Origin of the sequence: Paraburkholderia tropica (genome assembly GCF_900109265.1) — a bacterium.
Taxonomy (GTDB): Bacteria; Pseudomonadota; Gammaproteobacteria; order Burkholderiales; family Burkholderiaceae; genus Paraburkholderia; species Paraburkholderia tropica.
This window is the reverse complement of record NZ_FNZM01000011.1, coordinates 74,469-94,566: the sequence shown is the minus strand read 5'-3', so window position 1 is coordinate 94,566 and position 20,098 is coordinate 74,469. Positions and strand designations below refer to the sequence as shown.

At 68.1% G+C, this 20,098-nt stretch carries 22 protein-coding genes and 1 other RNA gene; 14 read left to right on the top strand and 9 right to left on the bottom strand.

Annotated elements, in window-relative coordinates:
- Positions 1-252 precede the first annotated feature (252 nt).
- Both panC and panD read left to right on the top strand, forming a co-directional pair.
- A complete protein-coding gene (panC, locus tag BMY06_RS19435) occupies positions 253-1,086 on the top strand; it encodes a pantoate--beta-alanine ligase (RefSeq protein WP_065057338.1) in 834 nt (277 codons plus the stop codon).
- An 89-nt stretch (positions 1,087-1,175) separates the two neighbouring features.
- Positions 1,176-1,562 (top strand): aspartate 1-decarboxylase, encoded by a 387-nt coding sequence (panD, locus tag BMY06_RS19430; RefSeq protein WP_065057337.1) that lies wholly within the window; start codon positions 1,176-1,178, stop codon positions 1,560-1,562.
- Positions 1,563-1,732: 170 nt separating this feature from the next.
- Here panD and BMY06_RS19425 read toward each other — a convergent pair whose 3' ends face one another.
- Positions 1,733-2,359 (bottom strand): ParA family protein, encoded by a 627-nt coding sequence (locus tag BMY06_RS19425; protein ID WP_065057336.1) that lies wholly within the window; start codon positions 2,357-2,359, stop codon positions 1,733-1,735.
- A gap of 415 nt (positions 2,360-2,774) precedes the next feature.
- On the opposite strand from BMY06_RS19425, the gene BMY06_RS19415 reads away from it, so the two are divergent.
- Complete coding sequence (locus tag BMY06_RS19415; protein ID WP_065057335.1) at positions 2,775-3,194, top strand: PaaI family thioesterase; 420 nt, start codon at positions 2,775-2,777, stop codon at positions 3,192-3,194.
- A 25-nt stretch (positions 3,195-3,219) separates the two neighbouring features.
- Here the strand turns inward: BMY06_RS19415 and BMY06_RS19410 are convergent, their stop codons facing one another.
- Complete coding sequence (locus BMY06_RS19410) at positions 3,220-4,749, bottom strand: cobyric acid synthase (protein ID WP_244144397.1); 1,530 nt, start codon at positions 4,747-4,749, stop codon at positions 3,220-3,222.
- A 240-nt stretch (positions 4,750-4,989) separates the two neighbouring features.
- On the opposite strand from BMY06_RS19410, the gene cobU reads away from it, so the two are divergent.
- The 4 genes from cobU to BMY06_RS19390 are packed head-to-tail and all read left to right on the top strand — an operon-like array spanning position 4,990 to position 8,489.
- Entirely contained in the window at positions 4,990-5,550 is a 561-nt protein-coding gene (gene cobU, locus BMY06_RS19405) for a bifunctional adenosylcobinamide kinase/adenosylcobinamide-phosphate guanylyltransferase (protein WP_065057381.1), read from the top strand.
- Positions 5,547-6,488 (top strand): CobD/CbiB family cobalamin biosynthesis protein, encoded by a 942-nt coding sequence (locus tag BMY06_RS19400; RefSeq protein WP_074984697.1) that lies wholly within the window; start codon positions 5,547-5,549, stop codon positions 6,486-6,488. Before cobU ends, BMY06_RS19400 begins: the two co-directional genes overlap by 4 nt.
- A 7-nt stretch (positions 6,489-6,495) precedes the next feature.
- Complete coding sequence (cobD, locus tag BMY06_RS19395; RefSeq protein WP_074984696.1) at positions 6,496-7,572, top strand: threonine-phosphate decarboxylase CobD; 1,077 nt, start codon at positions 6,496-6,498, stop codon at positions 7,570-7,572.
- A complete protein-coding gene (locus tag BMY06_RS19390; RefSeq protein WP_065057332.1) occupies positions 7,572-8,489 on the top strand; it encodes a cobalamin-binding protein in 918 nt (305 codons plus the stop codon). Before cobD ends, BMY06_RS19390 begins: the two co-directional genes overlap by 1 nt.
- A 35-nt stretch (positions 8,490-8,524) precedes the next feature.
- On the opposite strand, the gene cobC is transcribed toward BMY06_RS19390, so the two are convergent.
- From cobC to BMY06_RS19365, 5 genes are all read right to left on the bottom strand, one after another.
- The gene (gene cobC / locus BMY06_RS19385; protein ID WP_074984694.1) at positions 8,525-9,124 is read right to left on the bottom strand and encodes an alpha-ribazole phosphatase; all 600 of its coding nucleotides are present in this window, start codon (positions 9,122-9,124) and stop codon (positions 8,525-8,527) included.
- The gene (locus BMY06_RS19380) at positions 9,109-9,876 is read right to left on the bottom strand and encodes an adenosylcobinamide-GDP ribazoletransferase (protein ID WP_074984692.1); all 768 of its coding nucleotides are present in this window, start codon (positions 9,874-9,876) and stop codon (positions 9,109-9,111) included. The genes cobC and BMY06_RS19380 overlap by 16 nt, the downstream gene beginning before the upstream one ends.
- Before the next feature lie 7 nt (positions 9,877-9,883).
- Complete coding sequence (gene cobT, locus BMY06_RS19375) at positions 9,884-10,981, bottom strand: nicotinate-nucleotide--dimethylbenzimidazole phosphoribosyltransferase (protein ID WP_074984690.1); 1,098 nt, start codon at positions 10,979-10,981, stop codon at positions 9,884-9,886.
- Positions 10,982-11,073: 92 nt separating this feature from the next.
- On the bottom strand, positions 11,074-11,934 hold the full coding sequence (locus BMY06_RS19370) for an ABC transporter ATP-binding protein (RefSeq protein WP_074984689.1): 861 nt from the start codon (positions 11,932-11,934) through the stop codon (positions 11,074-11,076).
- Complete coding sequence (locus BMY06_RS19365; protein WP_065057380.1) at positions 11,931-12,959, bottom strand: FecCD family ABC transporter permease; 1,029 nt, start codon at positions 12,957-12,959, stop codon at positions 11,931-11,933. The genes BMY06_RS19370 and BMY06_RS19365 overlap by 4 nt, the downstream gene beginning before the upstream one ends.
- Before the next feature lie 586 nt (positions 12,960-13,545).
- Between BMY06_RS19365 and BMY06_RS19360 the strand changes: the two genes are divergently transcribed.
- The 5 genes from BMY06_RS19360 to BMY06_RS19340 all read left to right on the top strand — a co-directional run bounded on the left by BMY06_RS19360 (position 13,546) and on the right by BMY06_RS19340 (position 16,016).
- Positions 13,546-13,896 (top strand): ATPase, encoded by a 351-nt coding sequence (locus tag BMY06_RS19360; RefSeq protein WP_074984688.1) that lies wholly within the window; start codon positions 13,546-13,548, stop codon positions 13,894-13,896.
- A complete protein-coding gene (locus BMY06_RS19355) occupies positions 13,893-14,207 on the top strand; it encodes a cell division protein ZapA (RefSeq protein WP_065057327.1) in 315 nt (104 codons plus the stop codon). The genes BMY06_RS19360 and BMY06_RS19355 overlap by 4 nt, the downstream gene beginning before the upstream one ends.
- Positions 14,208-14,321: 114 nt before the next feature.
- Positions 14,322-14,502, top strand: a non-coding RNA gene (ssrS, locus tag BMY06_RS19350) — 6S RNA.
- Between the two features lie 68 nt (positions 14,503-14,570).
- On the top strand, positions 14,571-15,029 hold the full coding sequence (locus BMY06_RS19345) for an EVE domain-containing protein (RefSeq protein WP_074984686.1): 459 nt from the start codon (positions 14,571-14,573) through the stop codon (positions 15,027-15,029).
- 258 nt (positions 15,030-15,287) lie between these two features.
- Positions 15,288-16,016 carry an SIMPL domain-containing protein gene (locus BMY06_RS19340; protein ID WP_074984685.1) on the top strand — a complete coding sequence of 243 codons (729 nt, stop codon included), beginning with the start codon at positions 15,288-15,290 and terminating at the stop codon, positions 16,014-16,016.
- Positions 16,017-16,121: 105 nt separating this feature from the next.
- Here the strand turns inward: BMY06_RS19340 and lgt are convergent, their stop codons facing one another.
- Positions 16,122-17,063, bottom strand: coding sequence for a prolipoprotein diacylglyceryl transferase (gene lgt / locus BMY06_RS19335; protein ID WP_074984684.1), 942 nt, complete (start codon positions 17,061-17,063; stop codon positions 16,122-16,124).
- Here lgt and BMY06_RS38805 point away from each other — a divergent pair.
- Positions 17,056-17,238: a hypothetical protein gene (locus BMY06_RS38805; RefSeq protein ID WP_124261103.1), complete on the top strand. Its 183-nt coding sequence runs from the start codon at positions 17,056-17,058 to the stop codon at positions 17,236-17,238. The genes lgt and BMY06_RS38805 overlap by 8 nt on opposite strands.
- Positions 17,239-17,271: 33 nt before the next feature.
- Here the strand turns inward: BMY06_RS38805 and BMY06_RS19330 are convergent, their stop codons facing one another.
- Positions 17,272-18,243: a LysR family transcriptional regulator gene (locus BMY06_RS19330; RefSeq protein WP_074984682.1), complete on the bottom strand. Its 972-nt coding sequence runs from the start codon at positions 18,241-18,243 to the stop codon at positions 17,272-17,274.
- A gap of 138 nt (positions 18,244-18,381) precedes the next feature.
- Here BMY06_RS19330 and ilvD point away from each other — a divergent pair, with 138 nt between their 5' ends.
- Positions 18,382-20,055 carry a dihydroxy-acid dehydratase gene (gene ilvD, locus BMY06_RS19325; protein ID WP_065057324.1) on the top strand — a complete coding sequence of 558 codons (1,674 nt, stop codon included), beginning with the start codon at positions 18,382-18,384 and terminating at the stop codon, positions 20,053-20,055.
- The last annotated feature ends 43 nt before the right edge of the window (positions 20,056-20,098 follow it).

Here is a 20,098-nt window from a genome sequence, read left to right as displayed (position 1 = left end):
TTCGCAACGCACCTTCCCGGTGCGCGCGAAGCGGCTGCGCGCGCCTGCGACGTTCCGTCCCCATCAATATTTCACGCCGCCGGGCCAGGATAATCCCGTAGCCGAAGGCGCTGCGCGGCCCGGTCAAATCCTCTACAATCGCCCGCGCCTGCTCCTGACAGGGGTTGGCACGCCATCCGGCCGGCTCGCCCGCGCGAGCGCCGGTTGCCGCAACCTACGTCTTGCCCCGCGCGAGGCATAACGCATCCGATCATGAAAGTCATCAGCTCGATTCAGGAACTGCGCGACCAGCTGCGCGGCCAAAACCGCACCGCGTTCGTGCCGACCATGGGCAACCTCCACGAAGGCCACCTCTCGCTGATGCGCCTCGCGCGCCAGCATGGCGATCCGGTCGTGGCGAGCATCTTCGTCAACCGTCTGCAGTTCGGGCCGAACGAGGATTTCGACAAATACCCGCGCACGCTGCAAGACGACATCGAGAAGCTGCAGAAGGAAAACGTGTACGTGCTGTTCGCGCCCACCGAGGCCGACATGTACCCGCAACCGCAGGAATACCGCGTGCATCCGCCGCATAACCTCGGCGATATTCTCGAAGGCGAATTCCGCCCCGGTTTCTTCGAGGGCGTCTGCACGGTCGTGATGAAGCTGATGTCGTGCGTGCAGCCGCGCGTGGCCGTGTTCGGCAAGAAGGATTACCAGCAGCTGATGATCGTGCGCGCGATGTGCCAGCAGTTCTCGCTGCCGACCGAAGTAATCGCCGCCGAAACCGTGCGCGACGACGACGGCCTCGCGCTCAGCTCGCGCAACCGCTATCTCACGCAGCCGGAACGCGCCGAGGCGCCGCAACTGGCGGCCGTGCTGCGCGCGATTCGCGAGTCGGTGCTCGCGGGCCGCCACGATTATCCGCAACTCGAACTGGACGCCATGGCCACGCTGGCCGCGCGCGGCTGGAAGCCCGACTACATCTCGATTCGCAAGCGCGCGAACCTGCTGCCGCCCGCACCGGGCGAGACCGGCGCGCCGCTCGTCGTGGTGGCCGCCGCAAAACTCGGCGCGACGCGCCTGATCGACAACCTGGAAATCTGAGCGCCACGCCGCTCGGACATCCGCTCCGGTTCCAACCCATCGAATGCCGTGCGGCGGGCTGCCTGCCCGTCCGCCTGAGGAGACGCACCATGCAACGCCACATGCTCAAGTCGAAGATCCACCGCGTCGCGGTCACGCACTGCGAACTGCACTACGAAGGTTCGTGCGCGATCGACGAGGATCTGCTCGAAGCCGCGAACATCGTCGAAAACGAGCGCATCGACATCTGGAACATCAACAACGGCGAGCGCTTCACGACCTACGCGATCAAGGGCGAACGCGGCAGCGGCATGATTTCGCTAAACGGTTCGGCCGCGCGCCGCGCGCAACTGGGCGACCTTGTGATCATCGCGGCCTTCGCGAACGTCGAAGAAGAAGAACTCAAGGCGGGCTGGAAGCCGGACCTCGTGTTCGTCGACGAAAACAACCGCATCAAGGGCAGCCGCGACCACGTGCCGACCCAGGCCTGGAGCTGAACGGCGGCGGATTGTGATCCGCTTCCGGGCGATGGCTGGCTAGCTGACTGAGTGACTCACTAACAGATTGGCTGGCTTTGCTACGGCAAACGGCGCGCGTTCTGCGCGCCGTTTGCATTTCCGGCGGCGCGTGCGGATCGGCGCGCGGGTGCGCTTATGCGCTTATGCGCTCACTTCGCGTTGAGCCAGCTGATGATCGGCTGCCACTGGTCCAGATCCTTCTCCACGCGGCTTTTCGCGACGTCCCAGAGCGTGAGCCCGTGCGCGGCGAGTTGCACGTAGTTTTGCGTGTCGCGCAGATAGCCGAGCACCGGCAAGTCGAGCCCTTCGACGAAGCGCTGCAACTGCTCCGCCGAGCGCGTGCGCGCATCGACGCGCATGCCCACCACGCCCACCTGAATCGCGCCCTTGCGCACCGCCTTTTCCTTCGACAGCCGGTCGAGGAAGTCTTTCGTGGCGAGAATGTCGAACATGGACGGCTGCAGCGGCACGATCACCTTGTCCGCCAGTTCGATCACCGTGGCGAGCCGGTTGCCGTGCAGACCCGCGGGCGTGTCGATGACGGCGTGCTCGAGGCCCTTGGGCGGCTTCTGTGGATGGTCCAGATCGACCGGCCAGCTCTCGATGGCGGGCAGCGTCGCGGGCCGCAGGTCGAGCCACGCATGCGACGACTGCTGCCGGTCGAGGTCGGCGAGCGCGACCCACTCGCCTTGCGCCGCGAAATAGCCGGCCAGATTGGTGGACAGCGTGCTTTTGCCGACGCCGCCCTTGGGGTTCGCCACCACGATCACCGTCATGAATGCTCCCGTCAGGAAGGCTGGCACACGGGCCAGCCGGTTTGCCGATTCTGCTGCTTGTGCGTGTTGATACGTGCCTATACGTGCCTATATGAGCGTGCGCGTGCTCGTACCGACAGTGCGCATCCCGCGGACTTCGGCACGCTTGCGGGCCGCCGCCAGGCGCCCCACGGTCGCGCCGCGTGGCCTGGAGCCGTCTGCAAAGCCGGCCGCGCAGCAGCGCAACCGTCCGATAATATCGGCAAATGCCGTGGCGCCGAAGCCCCCGACGGCGTCAGGGTGGCGCAGCATCGAGCCTCAAACCGGCTTTCCGTGCGCATCCGGACCGCATGAAAACCGTTGCGGCGCCCCGCCTGGCCGGGCTCCGGCCTTGCCTCGACTTCACTTCACCCCCCATCCAAGGAGACATGCCCCCATGAGCACGCTGCGCCCCGAGATCACCCTCGCCTCCCTGCACGAGCGCCAGCAAGGCCGGCTGCCCGACCTGCTCGGATTTCGCGCGGTGGCGCTCGAGCAAGGCATCCTGCGCGCCGAGCTCGATATCCGCAGCAATCTGCTTGCGCCCAACGGCTTCCTGCACGCCGCCACCGTGATTGGTCTCGCCGATACGGCCTGCGGCTACGGTTGCTACGCGCATCTGCCGCCTACGGCGAAGAACTTCACGACCGTCGAACTCAAGAGCAACTTCGTCGGCACCGCGCGCGAAGGCACGCTGAGCGTGGTCGCGACGGGCGTGCATCTGGGCCGCAGCACGCAGATCTGGGACGCCACCGTGACCGGCCCGGACGGCAGGACCACCGCGCTGTTCCGCTGCACGCAGATGGTGTTGTACTGACTGATGCTGACCGACGCGCCCTCGTTCAGCGCATCGCGCCGTACAGGCGGTCGAGGTCGAGGCTTGCGGCCAGCGTGTCGGCAAGCCGCTCCAGCGACGCCTCGCGCAGCGCCGGGTAATCCACGCTCTGCGCCGCGTCGAGCCCGGCCCAGCGCAGCAGCGCGGCGCACGCCTCGGGCGTGTCGAACAGGCCGTGCACATAGGTCGCGAGAATCTGGCCGTCCGCCGATTGCGCGCCGTCCAGGCGCGGTTCGCGCTGCGCCTCCGGCGTTTCTTGCACCTCTTGCGCCTCTTGCGCCTCGCCCTCGATCGAGTCGATCCGCAGCGCCGGTTGCGCCAGCGCCGCGCCGCGCGTCACGCCCATGTGAATCTCGTAGCCGCGCACGGGTGCACCGGCTTGCGCGCCACCCTCGCCCAGCCCCAAGGCAAGCCGCCCCGTCACATTGCGCAGCGCCTTCTCGCGCGTAAGTTCCGTTTCGTAGTCGAGCCAGCCGAAACCCGCCGTCGCGCCGGGCTCACCTTCCACGCCATGCGGATCGGCGATCGCGCGCCCGAGCATCTGCATGCCACCGCAAATCCCGATCACGCGGCCGCCATAGCGCAGATGCCGCGCGAGCGCGCTTTCCCACCCCTGCGCGCGCAGCCACGCGAGGTCGTCGCGGACGTTTTTGGAACCCGGCAGTATCACCAGATCGGCGGCCGGCGGCGCTTCGTTCGTGCGCACGTAACTGAATTCGACCTGCGGATGCGCGCGCAGCGCGTCGAAGTCGGTGTGATTGCTGATGTGCGGCAGCGCGGGCACGACCACACGCAGCGTATGCCCGCCCGCCTGCGCGTGGGTATGGGCAGCGCCCGGCAGCATGTCCTCGGCGTCGAGCGTGAGGCCGTGCAGATACGGCACCACGCCGAGCACGGGCTTGCCCGTCTGCGCCTCGAGCCAGTCCAGGCCGGGCTTGAGCAACCCCGGATCGCCGCGAAACCGGTTGATGATGAAACCCTGCACGCGCGCCCGCTCGCTCTCCGACAGACACGCGAGCGTGCCGATCAGATGCGCGAACACGCCGCCGCGGTCGATGTCGGCGACCAGCACGACCGGGCAATCGACGGCTTCGGCAAAGCCCATGTTGGCGATGTCGTTGGCGCGCAGATTGATTTCCGCCGGGCTGCCCGCGCCCTCGACGAACACCGTGTCGTAGCCCGCGCGCAGTCGCCCATACGATTCGAGCACGGCCACGCGCGCCAGCGGCTTGTAGTCCTGATACGCGCGCGCGTTCAGATTCATGCGCGCCTTGCCGTGGATGATGACCTGCGAGCCCAGATCGCTGTTCGGCTTGAGCAGGACGGGATTGAGGTCGGTGTGCGGGGCGATGCCCGCGGCGACCGCCTGCAAGGCTTGAGCGCGGCCGATCTCGCCGCCGTCGGCGGTCACCGCGCTGTTGAGCGCCATGTTCTGCGGCTTGAACGGCGCGACCCGCACGCCCGCGCGGCGCGCGAGGCGGCACAGGCCGGCGACGAGCGTGCTCTTGCCGGCGTCGGAGGTCGTGCCCTGGATCATGAGCGTGCCCCTCGGCACGGCGGGCACGACAGGCACAACAGGCACGGCGGACTCGGCGGACTCGGCGGATTTCGAAGCGGACATGGTCGATACGGAGTGCGGTTGCGGCGCAAGGCCGATGAAGCGAATGCGCATTATCCCATCGCCTGCGCAACGGCCCGGCTGGCCGAACGGCCGATCCGCCATTCGGCCAGCCCCGTCCACGCCGGAAGTCGCGCGCCCAAACGCTACAATCACGCGATGATTTCGCGCGACCTCACCTTCATCGTCGGCGGCGCGCGCTCGGGCAAGAGCGCGCACGCCGAACGCCTCGCGGCCGACAGCGGCCTGCCGGTCACCTACATCGCCACGGCGGCCACGCCAACGGGCGCGCACGCCGACGCCGAATTCGCCGCGCGCATCGCGCATCACCAGGCGCGCCGCCCCGCGCACTGGGGCTTCGCCGCCGCGCCGCTGGCCCTCGCCCAAGCGCTGGACGCGCATGCCGCGCCCGGTCACTGCGTGCTGATCGACTGCCTCACGCTCTGGCTCGCGAATCTGCTCTGCCCGCCCGGCTCCGACGCGCCGCGCGCCGACTGGCAAGCGCGCCTCGACGCGTTCGCCGCCGCCTGCGAGCGCGCGCAAGGCACGGTGCTGGTGGTCAGCAACGAGATCGGCATGGGCGTGGTGCCGATGGGCGCGGCCACGCGCCTCTACGTCGACGAACTGGGTCGCCTGAACCAGCGCATCGCCGCGCTCGCCGACCGCGCGACGCTCGTCGCCGCCGGCCTGCCGCTCGTGCTCAAGGCGCCGCGAGCATGACGATGCTGAGCCTGCCCGTCACCGCCGCCCTCGCCGTCGCCGGCGTCGCCGTCGACCGCTGGTTCGGCGAACCGCGCCGCGCGCATCCGCTGATCGCCTTCGGCAACTACGCCCAACGCCTCGAAAAACGCTTCAACACGGGCCGGCGCGGACGTCCGCTCGGACTCGTCGCGTGGCTCGCCGCTGTCGCGCCGCCGGTGCTGATCGCCCTGCTGCTGTGCGCGCTGCTGCCCTGGCCGCTCGCCTGGGCGCTGCACGTCGCGCTGCTGTGGTTCGCGCTCGGCGCGCGCAGCCTCGAAGAACACATCGCGCCCATCGCCCGCGCGCTCGCGCAGCGCGATCTGGCCGCCGCGCGCGAACTGACGGCGCGCATCGTCTCGCGCGACACCGCCCAAGCCGACGCCACCGCGCTCTCGCGCGCGGCCTGCGAATCGGCGCTCGAAAACGGCAACGACGCGATCTTCGGCGCGCTGTTCTGGTTCGCGCTCGCGGGCGGACCGGGCGCGCTGGCGTTCCGGCTCGCCAACACGCTCGACGCGATGTGGGGTTACCGCACGCCGCGTTTCCTGCGCTTCGGCTGGGCCGCCGCGCGCATCGACGACGTGCTCAACTTCGCGCCCGCGCGCCTCACCGCGCTGAGCTACGCGCTGCTCGGCGACACGCGCGTCGCGCTGCGCTGCTGGCGCGAACAGGCGCCGCGCTGGGACAGCCCGAACGCCGGTCCGGTGATGGCGGCGGGCGCGGGCAGCCTGAACGTGCTGCTCGGCGGCGCGGCCGTCTATCACGGCGCGATCGAGGAGCGTCCCGCGCTCGGCGCGGGTTCGCCGCCGCGCGCGCAGGATGTCGACGCCGCCTTGCGCCTCGTCGAGCGCACCACGCTGCTGTGGCTCGCCGTGATCGTCGCGCTGGCTTTCGTGAACGTGGCGACCCATGTCTGAGCCATCCATGACTTCGACGACGACGACAACCGACACCGTAGCGCGCACGATCGCGCACGGCGGCAATCTGCACGAGGCGGCGCGCCGCTACGGCATCGCATGGGAAACGTGGATCGATCTCTCGACGGGCATCAATCCGCATGGCTATCCGGTGCCGCCCGTGCCCGCTTCGGCGTGGCGGCGCTTGCCCGAGGATGGCGACGGTCTCGCCGACTGCGCCGCGCGTTACTACGGCGCGCCCGACGCCGCGCACGTGCTGCCGGTCGCGGGCAGCCAGGCCGCGATCCGCGCGCTGCCCGCGTTGCTGCCTGCCCTGCTGCCTGCCCTGTCGCCGCGCGCGCGCGTGGCCATCGCGCCGCTCACGTATGGCGAGTACGCGCCCGCCTTCGCGCAGGCCGGTCACACAGTCGTGCCGCTCGACGTCACGCACGCCGATCTCCCCGCCGACGCGACGCACGCCGTCGTCGTGAATCCGAACAATCCCACCGCCGCATTGATCGACCGCGACACGCTGCTGCGCTGGCACGCGCAACTCGCCGCGCGCGGCGGCACGTTGATCGTCGACGAAACCTTCGCGGATGCGTTCGCCGACACGTCCGCGCGCTCGCTCGCGAACGCCACCGATCGCGCGGGCCTCGTGGTGCTGCGCTCGCCGGGCAAGTTCTTCGGTCTCGCGGGCGCGCGCTGCGGTTTCGCGCTCGCGCAGCCCGCGCTGCTCGCGGCCTTGCGCGAACGGCTGGGCGCGTGGACGGTGAACGGCCCCGCGCGTCATGCCGTCATGCACGCTTTCGCCGATACCGCGTGGCAACACGCGATGCGCGAGCAACTCGCGCGCGAGGGCGCAAGGCTCGCCGCCCTGCTGCGCGCGCACGGTTTCGCGCCGCGCGCCACGCCGCTGTTCGCGTGGATCGACGACCCGCGCGCCGCGCCATTGCAGGACGCGCTCGCCCGCCATGCGGTGTGGACGCGCCGCTTCGACGCACCCGCGAGCCTGCGCTTCGGGCTGCCCCCATCGGAGGAAGAATGGCAGCGCTTCGAGATCGCGCTGGGTCACGCGATGGCCACGCTGGAGGCGTCGCGCTGATGCGCCGCTTCGCCGCCTTCATCGCGTACGCCGCGTGCGTCGCGTGTTCAATCGGTACGGCGCACGCCGGCGTCAGCGCCACCGACGACGCCGGCAACACCGTCACGCTCGACGCGCCCGCGCAGCGCGTGATCAGCCTCGCGCCGCACGCCACCGAATTGATCTACGCAGCAGGCGGCGGCGCGAAGCTCGTCGGCACCGTGAGTTATAGCGATTACCCGCCCGCCGCGCTGAAGGTCCCGCACATCGGCGACAATCGCGCGCTCGACCTCGAACGCATCGCCGCGCTCAAGCCCGACCTGATCGTGGTCTGGCGGCACGGCAACGCGCAGCAGCAGATCGATCGCCTGCGCGACCTGCATATCCCGCTATTCTTCAGCGAGCCGCATCGTCTCGACGACGTGGCCACATCGCTGACACGGCTCGGCACGCTGTTCGGCACCGACACCGCCGCGCGGGCCGCCGCCGACGCCTATCGCCGCGACATCGCGCAACTGCGCACACGCTACGCGCAGCGCGCGCCCGTGCGCGTGTTCTATGAAGTCTGGGATCAGCCGCTCATGACGATCAACGGCGAGCAGATCATCAGCGATGCCATCACGCTCTGTGGCGGCCGCAATGTGTTCGCCGCGCTGCGCCCGCCCGTCCCGACGCTCTCGACCGAAGCCGTGCTCGCCGCGAATCCCGAGGCGATCGTGACCGCCTCGCCGGGCGCGACCGCGCCGGATCGGCCCTTGCCCGCGCTCGACCGCTGGCGCGCGTGGCCGCAACTCGCGGCCGTCGCGCAGGGCAACCTGTTCGCCATCGACGGCGATCTGCTCTCGCGCGCGGGTCCGCGTCTCGCGCAAGGCGCGGAGCAGCTTTGCAAGGATCTCGATCAGGCGCGCGTGCGTGACGCGACCGGCAAGACAAATTGATTCGCCATCCGAATCAATTCAAAACAACGAATCGATCAGGCGTTCCAACGCGCCAGTTGCCACTCGCCGCTGTGCAGGTCGCGGCGTAGCCACACGATCGCGGCCATCTCCAGCGGCCAGTTCGAACAACGCGCAAGCGTCAGCCCCAGCGCACGCGCCGTAATCGCGCGGATCACGCCCGCATGCGCGACGGTCCACAGGCACGCGCGCGGCGCCAGTCCCAGCGCATCGAGGCCCTCGAACCACGCCGTCACGCGCGCGTCGAACTGCGCGACGCTCTCGCCGCCATGCGCGCGTGCATGCTCGAAATCGGCGGCCCAGGCGTCGAGCTGCGCGCGCTCGATCGCGTCCCAGCGCTGCATTTCCCACGCGCCGAAATCCATCTCCGCGAGACGCGCATCGTGTTGCGGCACAAGCGTTTCATGCTGTTGCGCGAGCGCTTCCGCGATCCCCGCACAACGCGACAGCGGACTCGATGCGATGCGATGCGGCGCGCGCACGCCGAGCGCCGCAAGCCGCGCGGCAATCGCCGCCGCGCCCGCTTCGACGGACGCGGCGAGCGGCACGTCGGTGCTGCCGTAGCAAACACCCGGCTCGACCGCGACGGCCGGATGGCGGATCAGTACGAGATCCATGCGAGCCCCACGAGATAGATCGCCAGCTCGAACACCTGCTGCGCGAAGCCGAGACAATCGCCCGTGTAGCCGCCGATGCGCCGCACGAAATAGCGGCCGAGCGCATAGCGCAGCGCGATCAGCACGACGAACGTGACGAGCGCCGCGCGCCAGTCCGGCCACGCGGGCCACAGCAACCACGGCAGTCCGAACAGCAGCGCGCAACCGAGCGCGGCCGCGCCCATGCGCTGCGCGACCGGCTTGGCCTTGCCCTCGGGCCGCACGTATTCGAGCGTGACGAGATAGCTGATCGCGAACGCACGGCTCGCCGCGTGACCCGCGATCATCAGCGTGGCCGCGCGCAGCGGCGGCAGCGCCGCGAGCGTCTGCCACTTGATGAGCAGCGCAAGCACCGCGCCAATCGCGCCGAACGCGCCGATCCGCGAGTCGTGCATGATGCGCAGCACGTCCTCGCGCGTGTAGCCGCCGCCGAACGCATCGAGACAATCGGCGAGACCGTCTTCGTGGAAGGCGCCGGTGGCGAGCAGCGTCGCCGCCATCGACAGCAGCACCGCCACGCCCGGCGGAAACACGCGCAGCGCCGCCAGATAGACGAGCGCCGCGAGCGCCCCGATCAACGCGCCGACGAGCGGAAAATAACGCGCCGCCGCATTGAGCCACTGCGGCTCGAAGCCGACCCAGCGCGGCACCGGCACGCGCGTGAAATAACCGAGCGCCGTGAAGAAGTAACGCAGTTCCGCGAGCGGATTCATCGCGGGATCAGTGGCCTGCGCCGGGCGTATTGGCGCTGTGATCGGCGCTGTGATCGGCGCGATCGTCCACGCCCGCCGACTCGAAGCTCGCCATCTCGTTGAGGAAGGCCACGGCCGCACGCAGCAGCGGCACCGCGAGCGCCGCGCCCGTGCCTTCGCCGAGGCGCAGATCGAGCGCGAGCAGTTCGCGTCCGCCGAAATGATCGAGCATGCGGCGATGGCCCGCTTCGTTCGACGCGTGCGCGAACACGCAGTAATCGCGCACGTTCGGCGCGAGCGAATCGGCCACCAGCAGCGCCGAGGTCGCGATGAAGCCATCGACGAGAATCGCCATGCGCTGACGCGCCGCTTCGAGAAACGCGCCCGTCATCATCGCGATTTCGAAGCCGCCGAACGTGGCGAGCACGTCGAGCGGCTCGCGCACCTGAGCGTGCTTCGCGAGCGCCGCCGCCAGCACGTTGCGCTTCTTCGCGAGACCGGCGTTGTCGAGTCCGGTGCCGCGCCCGACGCATTCGTCGATGGGCACGTTGCACAGACGGCTCATCAGACACGCCGCCGCCGACGTGTTCGCGATGCCCATCTCGCCGAAGCCGATCACGTTGGTGCCGAGCGCCGCATGATGACGCACGCGCGCCGCGCCCGCCGCGAGCGCGCGCACCGCTTCGTCGCGCGTCATCGCCGGTTCGTGCGCGAAATTGCGCGTGCCGCGTGCGATCGGCACGCTGACGAGTTGCGCCGATTCGGGCAACGGCGCGGCCACGCCCGCATCGACGATTTCGAGTTCGAGCCCGCTCACGCCGCTGAACGCGTTGATCGCCGCGCCGCCTGCGAGGAAGTTCGCGACCATCTGCACCGTGACCGCTTGCGGATACGGGCTCACGCCTTCGTGCGCGATGCCGTGATCGCCCGCGAACACGATCATCGCGGGACGCGTCACGCGCGGCTGCGTGCTCCGCTGGATCATGCCGAGCTGGCGCGCGAGCGTTTCGAGGCGGCCGAGGCTGCCCGGCGGCTTGGTCTTGGTGTCGATCAGATGTTGCAGCGTGTCGCGCAGCGAGACGTCGAGCGGTTCGATGGTCAGCAGATCGGAAAGCGTCGTGGTCATAGGTCGTTCGTTAGCGTTCGGCGCGCGCGGCGCGTGGGTGTTTGTCGCCGCGCGCGAATCATTTGTGATGGGCGAAATCAGGTCAATGCGGATCAGCCGGGCGCGTGCGTGGAACCGAGCGCCGGCACGAGCGCTTCGTGCGGGCCGTCGCGGATCAGCACCAGCGCGTGGCCGAAGGCGTCGCTCGCGCGCTCCGCCGTCAAGACGTCGCGCACGGGGCCGGCGTAATAGCCGCCGCGTCCGTCGAGCAGGAGCGCGTGGGTCGCGAATCGGCGCGCGAGATTGAGATCGTGGCACGAGAGCACGACGGCGCGCGGGTCGGCGGTCGACTCGGCCGGTGTCCCGGCGCGAACCCACTGTGCGAGCGCATCAAGACACGCAATCTGATGATGCAGATCGAGATGCGCGAGCGGTTCGTCGAGCAGCAGTAGCGGCGCGTCCTGGCACAGCACCGCCGCGAGCGCGACGCGCTGACGCTCGCCGCCCGAGAGCGAGAGCACGTCGCGCCCGGCGAAGGCTTCGAGGCCGAGCGTGGCCAGCGCTGCGTACGCGGCAGCGCGATCGTCTTCGCTTTCCCAGCCCCAACCCGCGAGATGCGGATAGCGGTTGAGCAGCACGGTGTCGAGCACGCTCGCGCTGAACGCGTCGCGCACGTCTTGCGGCATCAGCGCGCGTCGTTGCGCGAGTCGCACGGGCGGCCAGTCGCGCAGTGTCACGCCGTCGACTTCGACATGGCCCGACGCGGCGTCGCGCAAACCGGCGAGCGCGGAAATCAAGGTGGTTTTGCCCGCGCCGTTCGCGCCCGCGAAGCACCAGATTTCGCCCGCGCCAATGTCGAGCGTGAGGTGTTCGACGAGCGTGCGCGAACCCGCGCGCAAGGTGAGCGCGCGCGTGGCGAGTAATGACGATGCACCCGGCGATGCGCTCGACGGCGTGATCGGCAAGGCGCTCATCGCGTGCGCCTCCGCAGCAGCATCCACAGGAACACGGGCACGCCCGCGAGCGCCGTCACCACGCCGACCGGCAATTGCGTCGGCGCGGCCACGGTGCGCGCGACGAGATCGGCGCCCATCACGGCGAGGCCGCCCGCAAGCGCGGCGGCGGGCACGAGCATGCGCTGGTCGTTGCCGAACGCGAGCCGCAGCATATGCGGCACGACGAGCCCGACGAAGCCGATGGTGCCGCCCGTCGTCACCGCGGCGGCGGCGGCAAGCGACGCGGCAAGATACACGCCCACGCGCAGACGCAGCACCGGCACGCCGAGCGCTTGCGCCGCGGCGTCGCCGCGCAGCAGCACATTCAGACGCGGCGCGGCATGCACGGCGAACGCGAGCACCACCGCGAGCGCCGCGAACGCGGGCCACGGCGCGGCGATGCCGTTGAGATCACCGGTCAGCCAGAACAGCATGCCGCGCAGACGCGCGTCGGGCGCGAGCGTCAGCAGCAAGGTGATCAGCGCGCCCCACCCGGCCGCCGTGACCGCGCCCGTGAGCAGCAGACGCGGCGCGCTGTCCTGCGGTTCGCCGCGCCACAACTCGCGGCGCGCAAGACCGAGCACGAGCAGGATCGACACGAACGCGCCCGCGCAGGCGCTCGCCTGCACGGCCCACGTCGCGAGACCCGCGATCATCGCGCACAACGCAAAGGCCGCCGCGCCGCCCGACACGCCGAGCACGTAAGGTTCCGCGAGCGGATTGCGCAACAGCACCTGCAGCAGCGCGCCCGCGAGCGCGAGCAACGCACCGCACGCGAAGCCGCCAAGCGCGCGCGGCATGCGCAACGTGCGGACGATTTCGGTGGTCATGTCGTCGGCCGCCGCGTTCGCGACAGCGGTATGAAGCGACGTCGAAGGCATCAGCGCATGCAGTGCCTGCGCGAACGACACCGGCACGCTGCCGATCAGCAGCGACGCCGCGAACACCGCGACCGCCGCAAGCGCGAGCCCGCACCAGATCGCCGCTGCGCGGCGCGCGTGCATGCCGCGACGCGGCGGCGCAACACGAACGCCCGGCGCGTGCGTCGAGCGTTCGCGCGCGTGGCGCGGTTCATCGGGACTGGCGGTTTGCATGCTGGGTTCGGCGTGGCTCGGACGTGGCTGGAGTGTGGCTGCGCTCGCGTGCGTATCGATCGTTGCGCGTCGCAAATTTGAGATGTCGAGATGTTATAACGCGCGCGGCGCGTTTGGCCGCCGATTCCCCATCGCATATGCAGTTCTCGCGGCAGTTCGAGCGCCTGCACTTCGCGCCCTCTTTCGCGTGACGCGCTGCACGAAGCGACTGACTGCCGCGAACCGCAACATAAAACGACGCGCAAAAAAAGTACTGGGAGCGTACGAATCAAGCGTCAAGAAAGCGCGATTATTGCCGTAAACGTGGCGATCGAGCGTGAGCGCGCATCGGACAACGCCCGGCAAAATATGTTCCCGCAGCACGACGCGCAACACGCCAACCGTTAAAAAACGCAAGATGCAGGCACGAAGCAGGGCTGTTACGTCTGGAAACGACGCAATTATCGGAATACGCCGCAATCCGCGCTAGAATGCCTGTCTTTAGAGGACGCAGCACATGCTCAACGAACTCGAAACACTCTCACAAAACATCGGGCGGCTGATCGAGATCAATCAGCGCCATCACGAAGCACGCGTGGCGCTCGAAGAGCAACTCGCACAACTTCAAGCGCAATGCGAAGCCACGCGCACGGAACTCGAGCAGGTGCGCGAAGAGCGTAACGCGCTGCAGGCCGAACGCGATGGGCTGTCGGCGAAGATCGACGACGCACAGGTGCGCCTGAACGCGATCCTCGAAAAGCTGCCGCGCGCACGCGCCGGCGCCGACCGCGACAATCAGCTCGACCTGCTCGAACCGCAGCAAAGCGCCGACGACGACAACGCCGCTCGCCACGGAGAAAATGCATGACGACCAAACAGATCGAAGCGACCATTCTCGGCCAGAGCTATCGCCTCGCCTGTTCGCCTGAAACCGAAGGCGCGCTGCTCGAAGCAGTGGCACGCGTGGACGCGGAAATGTCGAAGATCCGCAATCACAGCAACGTGCGCGGCCAGGATCGCATCGCCGTCATGGCGGCGCTCTCGCTCGCCTCGGAACTGCTGCGTTTGCAGACCAGCGTGCGTCACGGAGAAGCATTCCCAGCCGAAGAAATCCGTCGTACAATGCGCCAAATGAATGATCAGCTTGGCGCAGTGATCCAGCAATATGGCGTGCAATAAAAACGCCGCTGCATAATGCGCTAAAATGGATTCATCGAAACGTAGGAAGTGAATACGTTTCTAAACAGGTTTAAGCAGCTGTGGTTGTCATCAACGGCAGTTGCAATCAGTTCAGCTTCCCTGCCTGGTTCGCCAAGGTCATATATTCCTTGAACCAATGCCATGTGCACGGTTGCGGAAATTTGTAGCACGGGTGTGCGCGTCACTTGTCTGATGTACCCGAAGTGCTGCTAACTGCGACCAATTCTGAACCTCAGGTTCAGGATGCCGGCCTAGCGGCTAAGGCGGGGACCTATTCGAACGGCATCGGACACGCGTCCGATGCCGTTTTCCTTTTGCGGTCTACAAATCGATCTTCACGTCATGCGCTACTGGCTGATGAAGTCCGAACCCGACGAAGCGAGCATCGACGATCTCGCCAACGCGCCGCAGCACTCGCTGCCCTGGACCGGCGTGCGCAACTATCAGGCGCGCAATTTCATGCGCGACACCATGCAGATCGGCGACGGCGTGCTCTTCTATCATTCGAGCTGTCCCGAACCCGGCATCGCGGGGCTCGCGCAAGTGTCCTCCACCGCGTATCCCGATCCCACACAGTTCGATCCGAAAAGCCCTTACTACGACGCGAAATCCACGCAGGAAACGCCGCGCTGGATGCTCGTCGACGTCGTGTTCAAGAAGAAGTGCGCGCTGATTCCGCTCGCCACGCTGCGCGAGCACGACGAGCTTGCCGAGATGCGCGTGCTCGCCAAGGGCAATCGCCTTTCGATCACGCCGGTCACGCGCGCCGAGTGGGAGTTCATCACGAAGCGGCTGATGTAGCCTGTTTCAGGCGCTCGATCTTCAAAGTGTGCAAAACCGCCAGCGTGCGGGAACCCCGCGCGCGGCGCATCGCCTAACGAACACGCCGGCCGCCACGCAGCAGACCGTGCCTTCGTACAGGCAGCCGACACGCGTGCGCGAAGTTCAGCACAATCATGCGCTCGTGCCGGTACGCGTCAGTCCAGGCAGTCGCGCGATGTGCAGCGCTGCCACGTGCTGCAACGACCCGCCGGCGCATTCGTTCTGCAAGGAGCCACAATGAAGAAAAGAACCGCCGTCACGCTCGCCGCCGCCCTTTCCGCTGCGATTCCGCTCGCCTTGACGCTCGCGCCCAGCGCCGCCTTCGCGCAGAGCGATGCGCGCTATCAGCCCTCCGGCGTGCTCTCGCTGTCGGCCCAGGCGAGCGCCGAGGTGCCGCAGGATGTCGTCACGATCACGTTGTTCTACGAGCAGGAAGCGAGCGATCCCGCGTCGCTGACCAGCACGCTCAATCAGCGCGCCGACTCCGCGCTGCAAAAAGCCAAGGGCGTCAACGGCGTGACCGCGCGCTCGGGCCAGTTCTCGATCTACCCGTCCACCGACCGCGACGGCCGCATCTCCGCCTGGCGCGGCCGCACCGAGGTCGTGCTCGAATCGCGCAACTTCGCCGCCGCGTCGAAACTCGCGGGCGATATCTCGTCGGTCATGCAGGTCGGCAACGTGGCGTTCTCGCTCTCGCCCGAAGCGCAGCGCGCCGCCGAACAGAAGCTGTCGAGCGAAGCGATCGCGTCGTTCCGCGATCAGGCGTCCGCGAATGCGCGCGCGTTCGGCTACAGCGGCTATGCGATCCGCGACGTCAACGTGGGTCACTCCGGTGTGCCGCCGCGTCCGATGATGATGATGAGCGCGCGCGCCGCCAGCGCCGACGCGAAGATGGCACCCATGCCGCTCGAAGGCGGCACCTCCACCGTGACGGTCAACGTCTCGGGCTCGGTGCAGATGAAGTAACGCGACAGCGCCTGCGAAAGCACGTTTTAACGCGCTGCCAAACAAAAAAGCCACGGCAAACACCGTGGCTTTTTTCATGGGACTTCAGCGTGGGCGCTGTGCGCTTCAGCTTTTCGCGGCAGCCGTCTGCTGCGTGCCGTTCGCACCGTTCGCACCGCTGTCACCGTTGGCCCGCTTCGCGCGGCGATACGCCCAGATCATCAGCAGCACGCCCACGATGATCATCGGCAGCGACAGCCATTGGCCCATCGACAGACCGAGCGCGAGCAGGCCGAGGAAGTCGTCGGGTTCGCGCGCGAATTCCACCGTGAAGCGCGCGAGGCCATAGCCGATCAGGAACATCGCCGAAATCGCGCCGACGGGGCGCTGCTTGCGCGAGAACAGGATCAGCACGAAGAACAGCGCGATGCCTTCGAGCGCGATCTCGTACAGCTCGGACGGATGGCGCGGCAGCAGATGATATTGCGCGAACACTTCGTTCAGATGCCACTTCGCGGCCAGCGCGGGATGCGTTTGCAGCCACGCGGCGTCGTCGTTCGCGGCGCCCGGGAACATCATCGCCCAGGGCGAATCCGGCGAGGTCACGCGGCCCCACAGTTCGCCGTTGATGAAGTTGCCGAGACGCCCGGCGGCGAGACCCGTCGGCACCATCGGCGCGACGAAGTCGGTGACCTGCAGCCACGTGCGGCCGCGTTGCCACGCGAACAGGATCATCGCGAAGGTCACGCCGAGGAAACCGCCGTGGAACGACATGCCGCCTTCCCACACCTTGAAGATGTCGAGCGGATGCGCGAAGTACCAGCTCGCCTTGTAGAACAGCACGTAGCCGAGACGCCCGCCGAGGATCGTGCCGAGCACGCCGTAGAACAGCATGTCGTCGATGTCCTTGGCGGTCCAGCCCTGCGCGGCCACATACGGCAGACGCAGGCGCAGACGGCCGATCACGATCGCGAGAATAAAGCCGACGAGATACATGAGGCCGTACCAGCGCACGGCGAGCGGCCCCAGATGGATGGCGACGGGGTCGAAATTCGGATGGATGAGCATCGTGAAGTGGATTCTTGTCGGCGGTGAGCTTGAAAGCGGGTTGCAAGATACGCCACGCGGGTTGCACGTTACGCGGCGCCGAGGGGTGACATTATCGCCGACGCCGGGGCGCGCGAGCCAAAATGCACATTTCTCGCTGATCGTGCTGATCCGCGATTTTAAGGGACAGAGATGAAGGCGCCGTGCACACGCGTCGGCCGCCGGGACTTCACGCGTGCGGCTGCGCGTTCACCGTCGCCGCATGCGCGCGCACGATCTCGATGAACGCCGCCAGCACCGGGCTCACCTCCTGCACGCGCCAGACGAGGCCGGTTTCGATCGTCGGCACGGCCTGCGCGAGCGGCCGGTAGACCACGCCCGTGCGCCGCAGATGCCGCAGCGACTGCGGCACCAGCGCCACGCCCATGCCCGCCGAGACGAGGCTCACGATCGTCTGCATCTGGATCGCTTCCTGGCCCACGCGCGGCGCGAGACCGGCCGCGCCGTAGCAGTCCATGATCGTGTCGTGAAAACCCGGGGCCAGATGGCGCGGAAACACGACGAGCGGCACGTCGGCGAGATCGCGCAGGTTCACGGGCGTGGCGCACCAGCCGTCGTCGGCGTCGGCTTCGGCTTCCGCGCCGCCGAGTTGCGCCGAGAGCGCCGCCGGCATCGCGATCACCAGCGGCTCGCGCGCGACCGGCAGATACGCGAGCTGCGCCGCGTGGCGCGGCGGCACGGGCGCGACCACGAGGCCCGCGTCGATGCGCCCCGCCACCAGTTCGTCCACCTGCACGTCGCTGGTCGCTTCAGCCAGTTGCAGCCGCACGCGCGGATAGCGCGCGCCGAAGTCGCGCAGCAGGAGCGGCAGCAGGCCGTAGTCGGCGGTCGAGACGAAAGCCAGCGCCAGCACGCCCGCCTCGCCGCGCGCGAGACTCTGCGCAAGCGGGCGCAAGGCGTCCGCCGAAGCCAGAATGCGCCGCACCTCCGGCAGCAGATCGGCACCCACGGCCGTCAGCTCGACCGAGCGGCGCGTGCGCGCGAACAGCTCCACGCCAAGCGCCTCCTCCAGCGCGCGGATCGCCTGCGAGAGCGGCGGCTGCGTCATCGACAGGCGCGCGGCGGCGCGGCCGAAATGCTGCTCCTCCGCCACCGCCACGAAGTAGCGCAACTGGCGCAGATCGGGACTCGCGAGACTCATCGTGACCACTCAATTGATATGTTTTTCGACTCAATAAGCCACGAATAATATATTGGACATTGCGCTCGCGACACACCATCCTGACACGCACGTCCCCTCATCCCCACAACAATCGAAATCGAGACACGGAGCGTCCCCATGGCATACAACCGTCGTTCGAAGCACATCACGCAAGGCGTCGCGCGCTCGCCGAACCGTTCGATGTTTTACGCGCTCGGCTACGAGAAGGCCGACTTCGACAAGCCGATGATCGGCGTCGCCAACGGCCATTCGACCATCACGCCTTGCAACGCGGGCCTGCAACGGCTCGCCGACGCCGCCGTGGGCGCGCTCAAGGACGCCGACGCCAACGCCCAGACTTTCGGCACGCCGACCATTTCCGACGGCATGTCGATGGGCACCGAAGGCATGAAGTACTCGCTCGTCTCGCGCGAAGTGATCGCCGACTGCATCGAGACCTGCGTCCAGGGCCAGTGGATGGACGGCGTGGTCGTGATCGGCGGCTGCGACAAGAACATGCCCGGCGGCATGATCGCGCTCGCGCGCATCAATGTGCCGGGCATCTACGTGTACGGCGGCACGATCCGGCCGGGCCACTGGAAGGGCAAGGACCTGACGATCGTCTCGGCGTTCGAGGCCGTCGGCGAATTCACGGCGGGCCGCATGAGCGAGGAGGATTTCGAGGGCGTCGAACAGAACGCGTGTCCGTCGACCGGCTCGTGCGGCGGCATGTACACGGCCAACACGATGAGCTCGTCGTTCGAGGCGCTCGGCATGTCGCTGCTCTATTCGTCGACGATGGCGAATCCCGATCAGGAGAAGGTGGATTCGGCGGCGGAGTCGGCGCGCGTGCTCGTCGAAGCGGTCAAGAAAGACCTCAAGCCGCGCGACATCATCACGAAGGCATCGATCGAAAACGCCGTGGCGCTGATCATGGCGACGGGCGGCTCGACCAATGCCGTGCTGCACTATCTGGCCATCGCGCACGCCGCCGAAATCGACTGGACCATCGACGACTTCGAGCGCATGCGCAAGAAGGTGCCGGTCATCTGCGACCTCAAGCCCTCGGGCCAGTATGTGGCCACCGACCTGCACGCGGCGGGCGGCATTCCGCAGGTGCTCAAGCTGCTGCTCGACGCAGGCCTGCTCAACGGCGACTGCATGACCATCACGGGCCGCACGATCGCGGAAGAACTCAAGGACGTGCCGTCGCAACCGCGCGCCGACCAGAAGGTGATTTATCCGATCGACCAGGCGCTCTACAAGGAAGGCCACCTCGCGATTCTCAAGGGCAATCTCGCGACCGAGGGCGCGGTCGCCAAGATCACGGGGCTGAAGAATCCGGTGATCACCGGCCCGGCGCGCGTGTTCGACGACGAGCAGAGCGCGATGGACGCGATCCTCGCCGACAAGATCCAGGCCGGCGACGTGGTCGTGCTGCGCTACCTCGGGCCGAAGGGCGGACCCGGCATGCCGGAGATGCTCGCGCCGACGTCGGCGATCATCGGCAAGGGGCTCGGCGAAACGGTCGGGCTCATCACCGACGGTCGCTTCTCGGGCGGCACGTGGGGCATGGTGGTCGGGCACGTCGCGCCCGAGGCGTTCGAGGGCGGCACGATCGCGCTCGTGCAGGAAGGCGATTCGATCACCATCGATGCGCACCGGCTGTTGCTGCAACTGAACATCGACGACGCCGAACTCGCGCGCCGCCGCGCCACGTGGAAGCAACCCGCGCCGCGTTATACGCGCGGCGTGCTCGCGAAGTTCGCGGCGCTCGCGCGGCCCGCGAACAAGGGCGCCGTGACGGGCTGAGGGTGAGCCAGCAGGAATCGGGACGAAGCGCGCCAGACGCAAT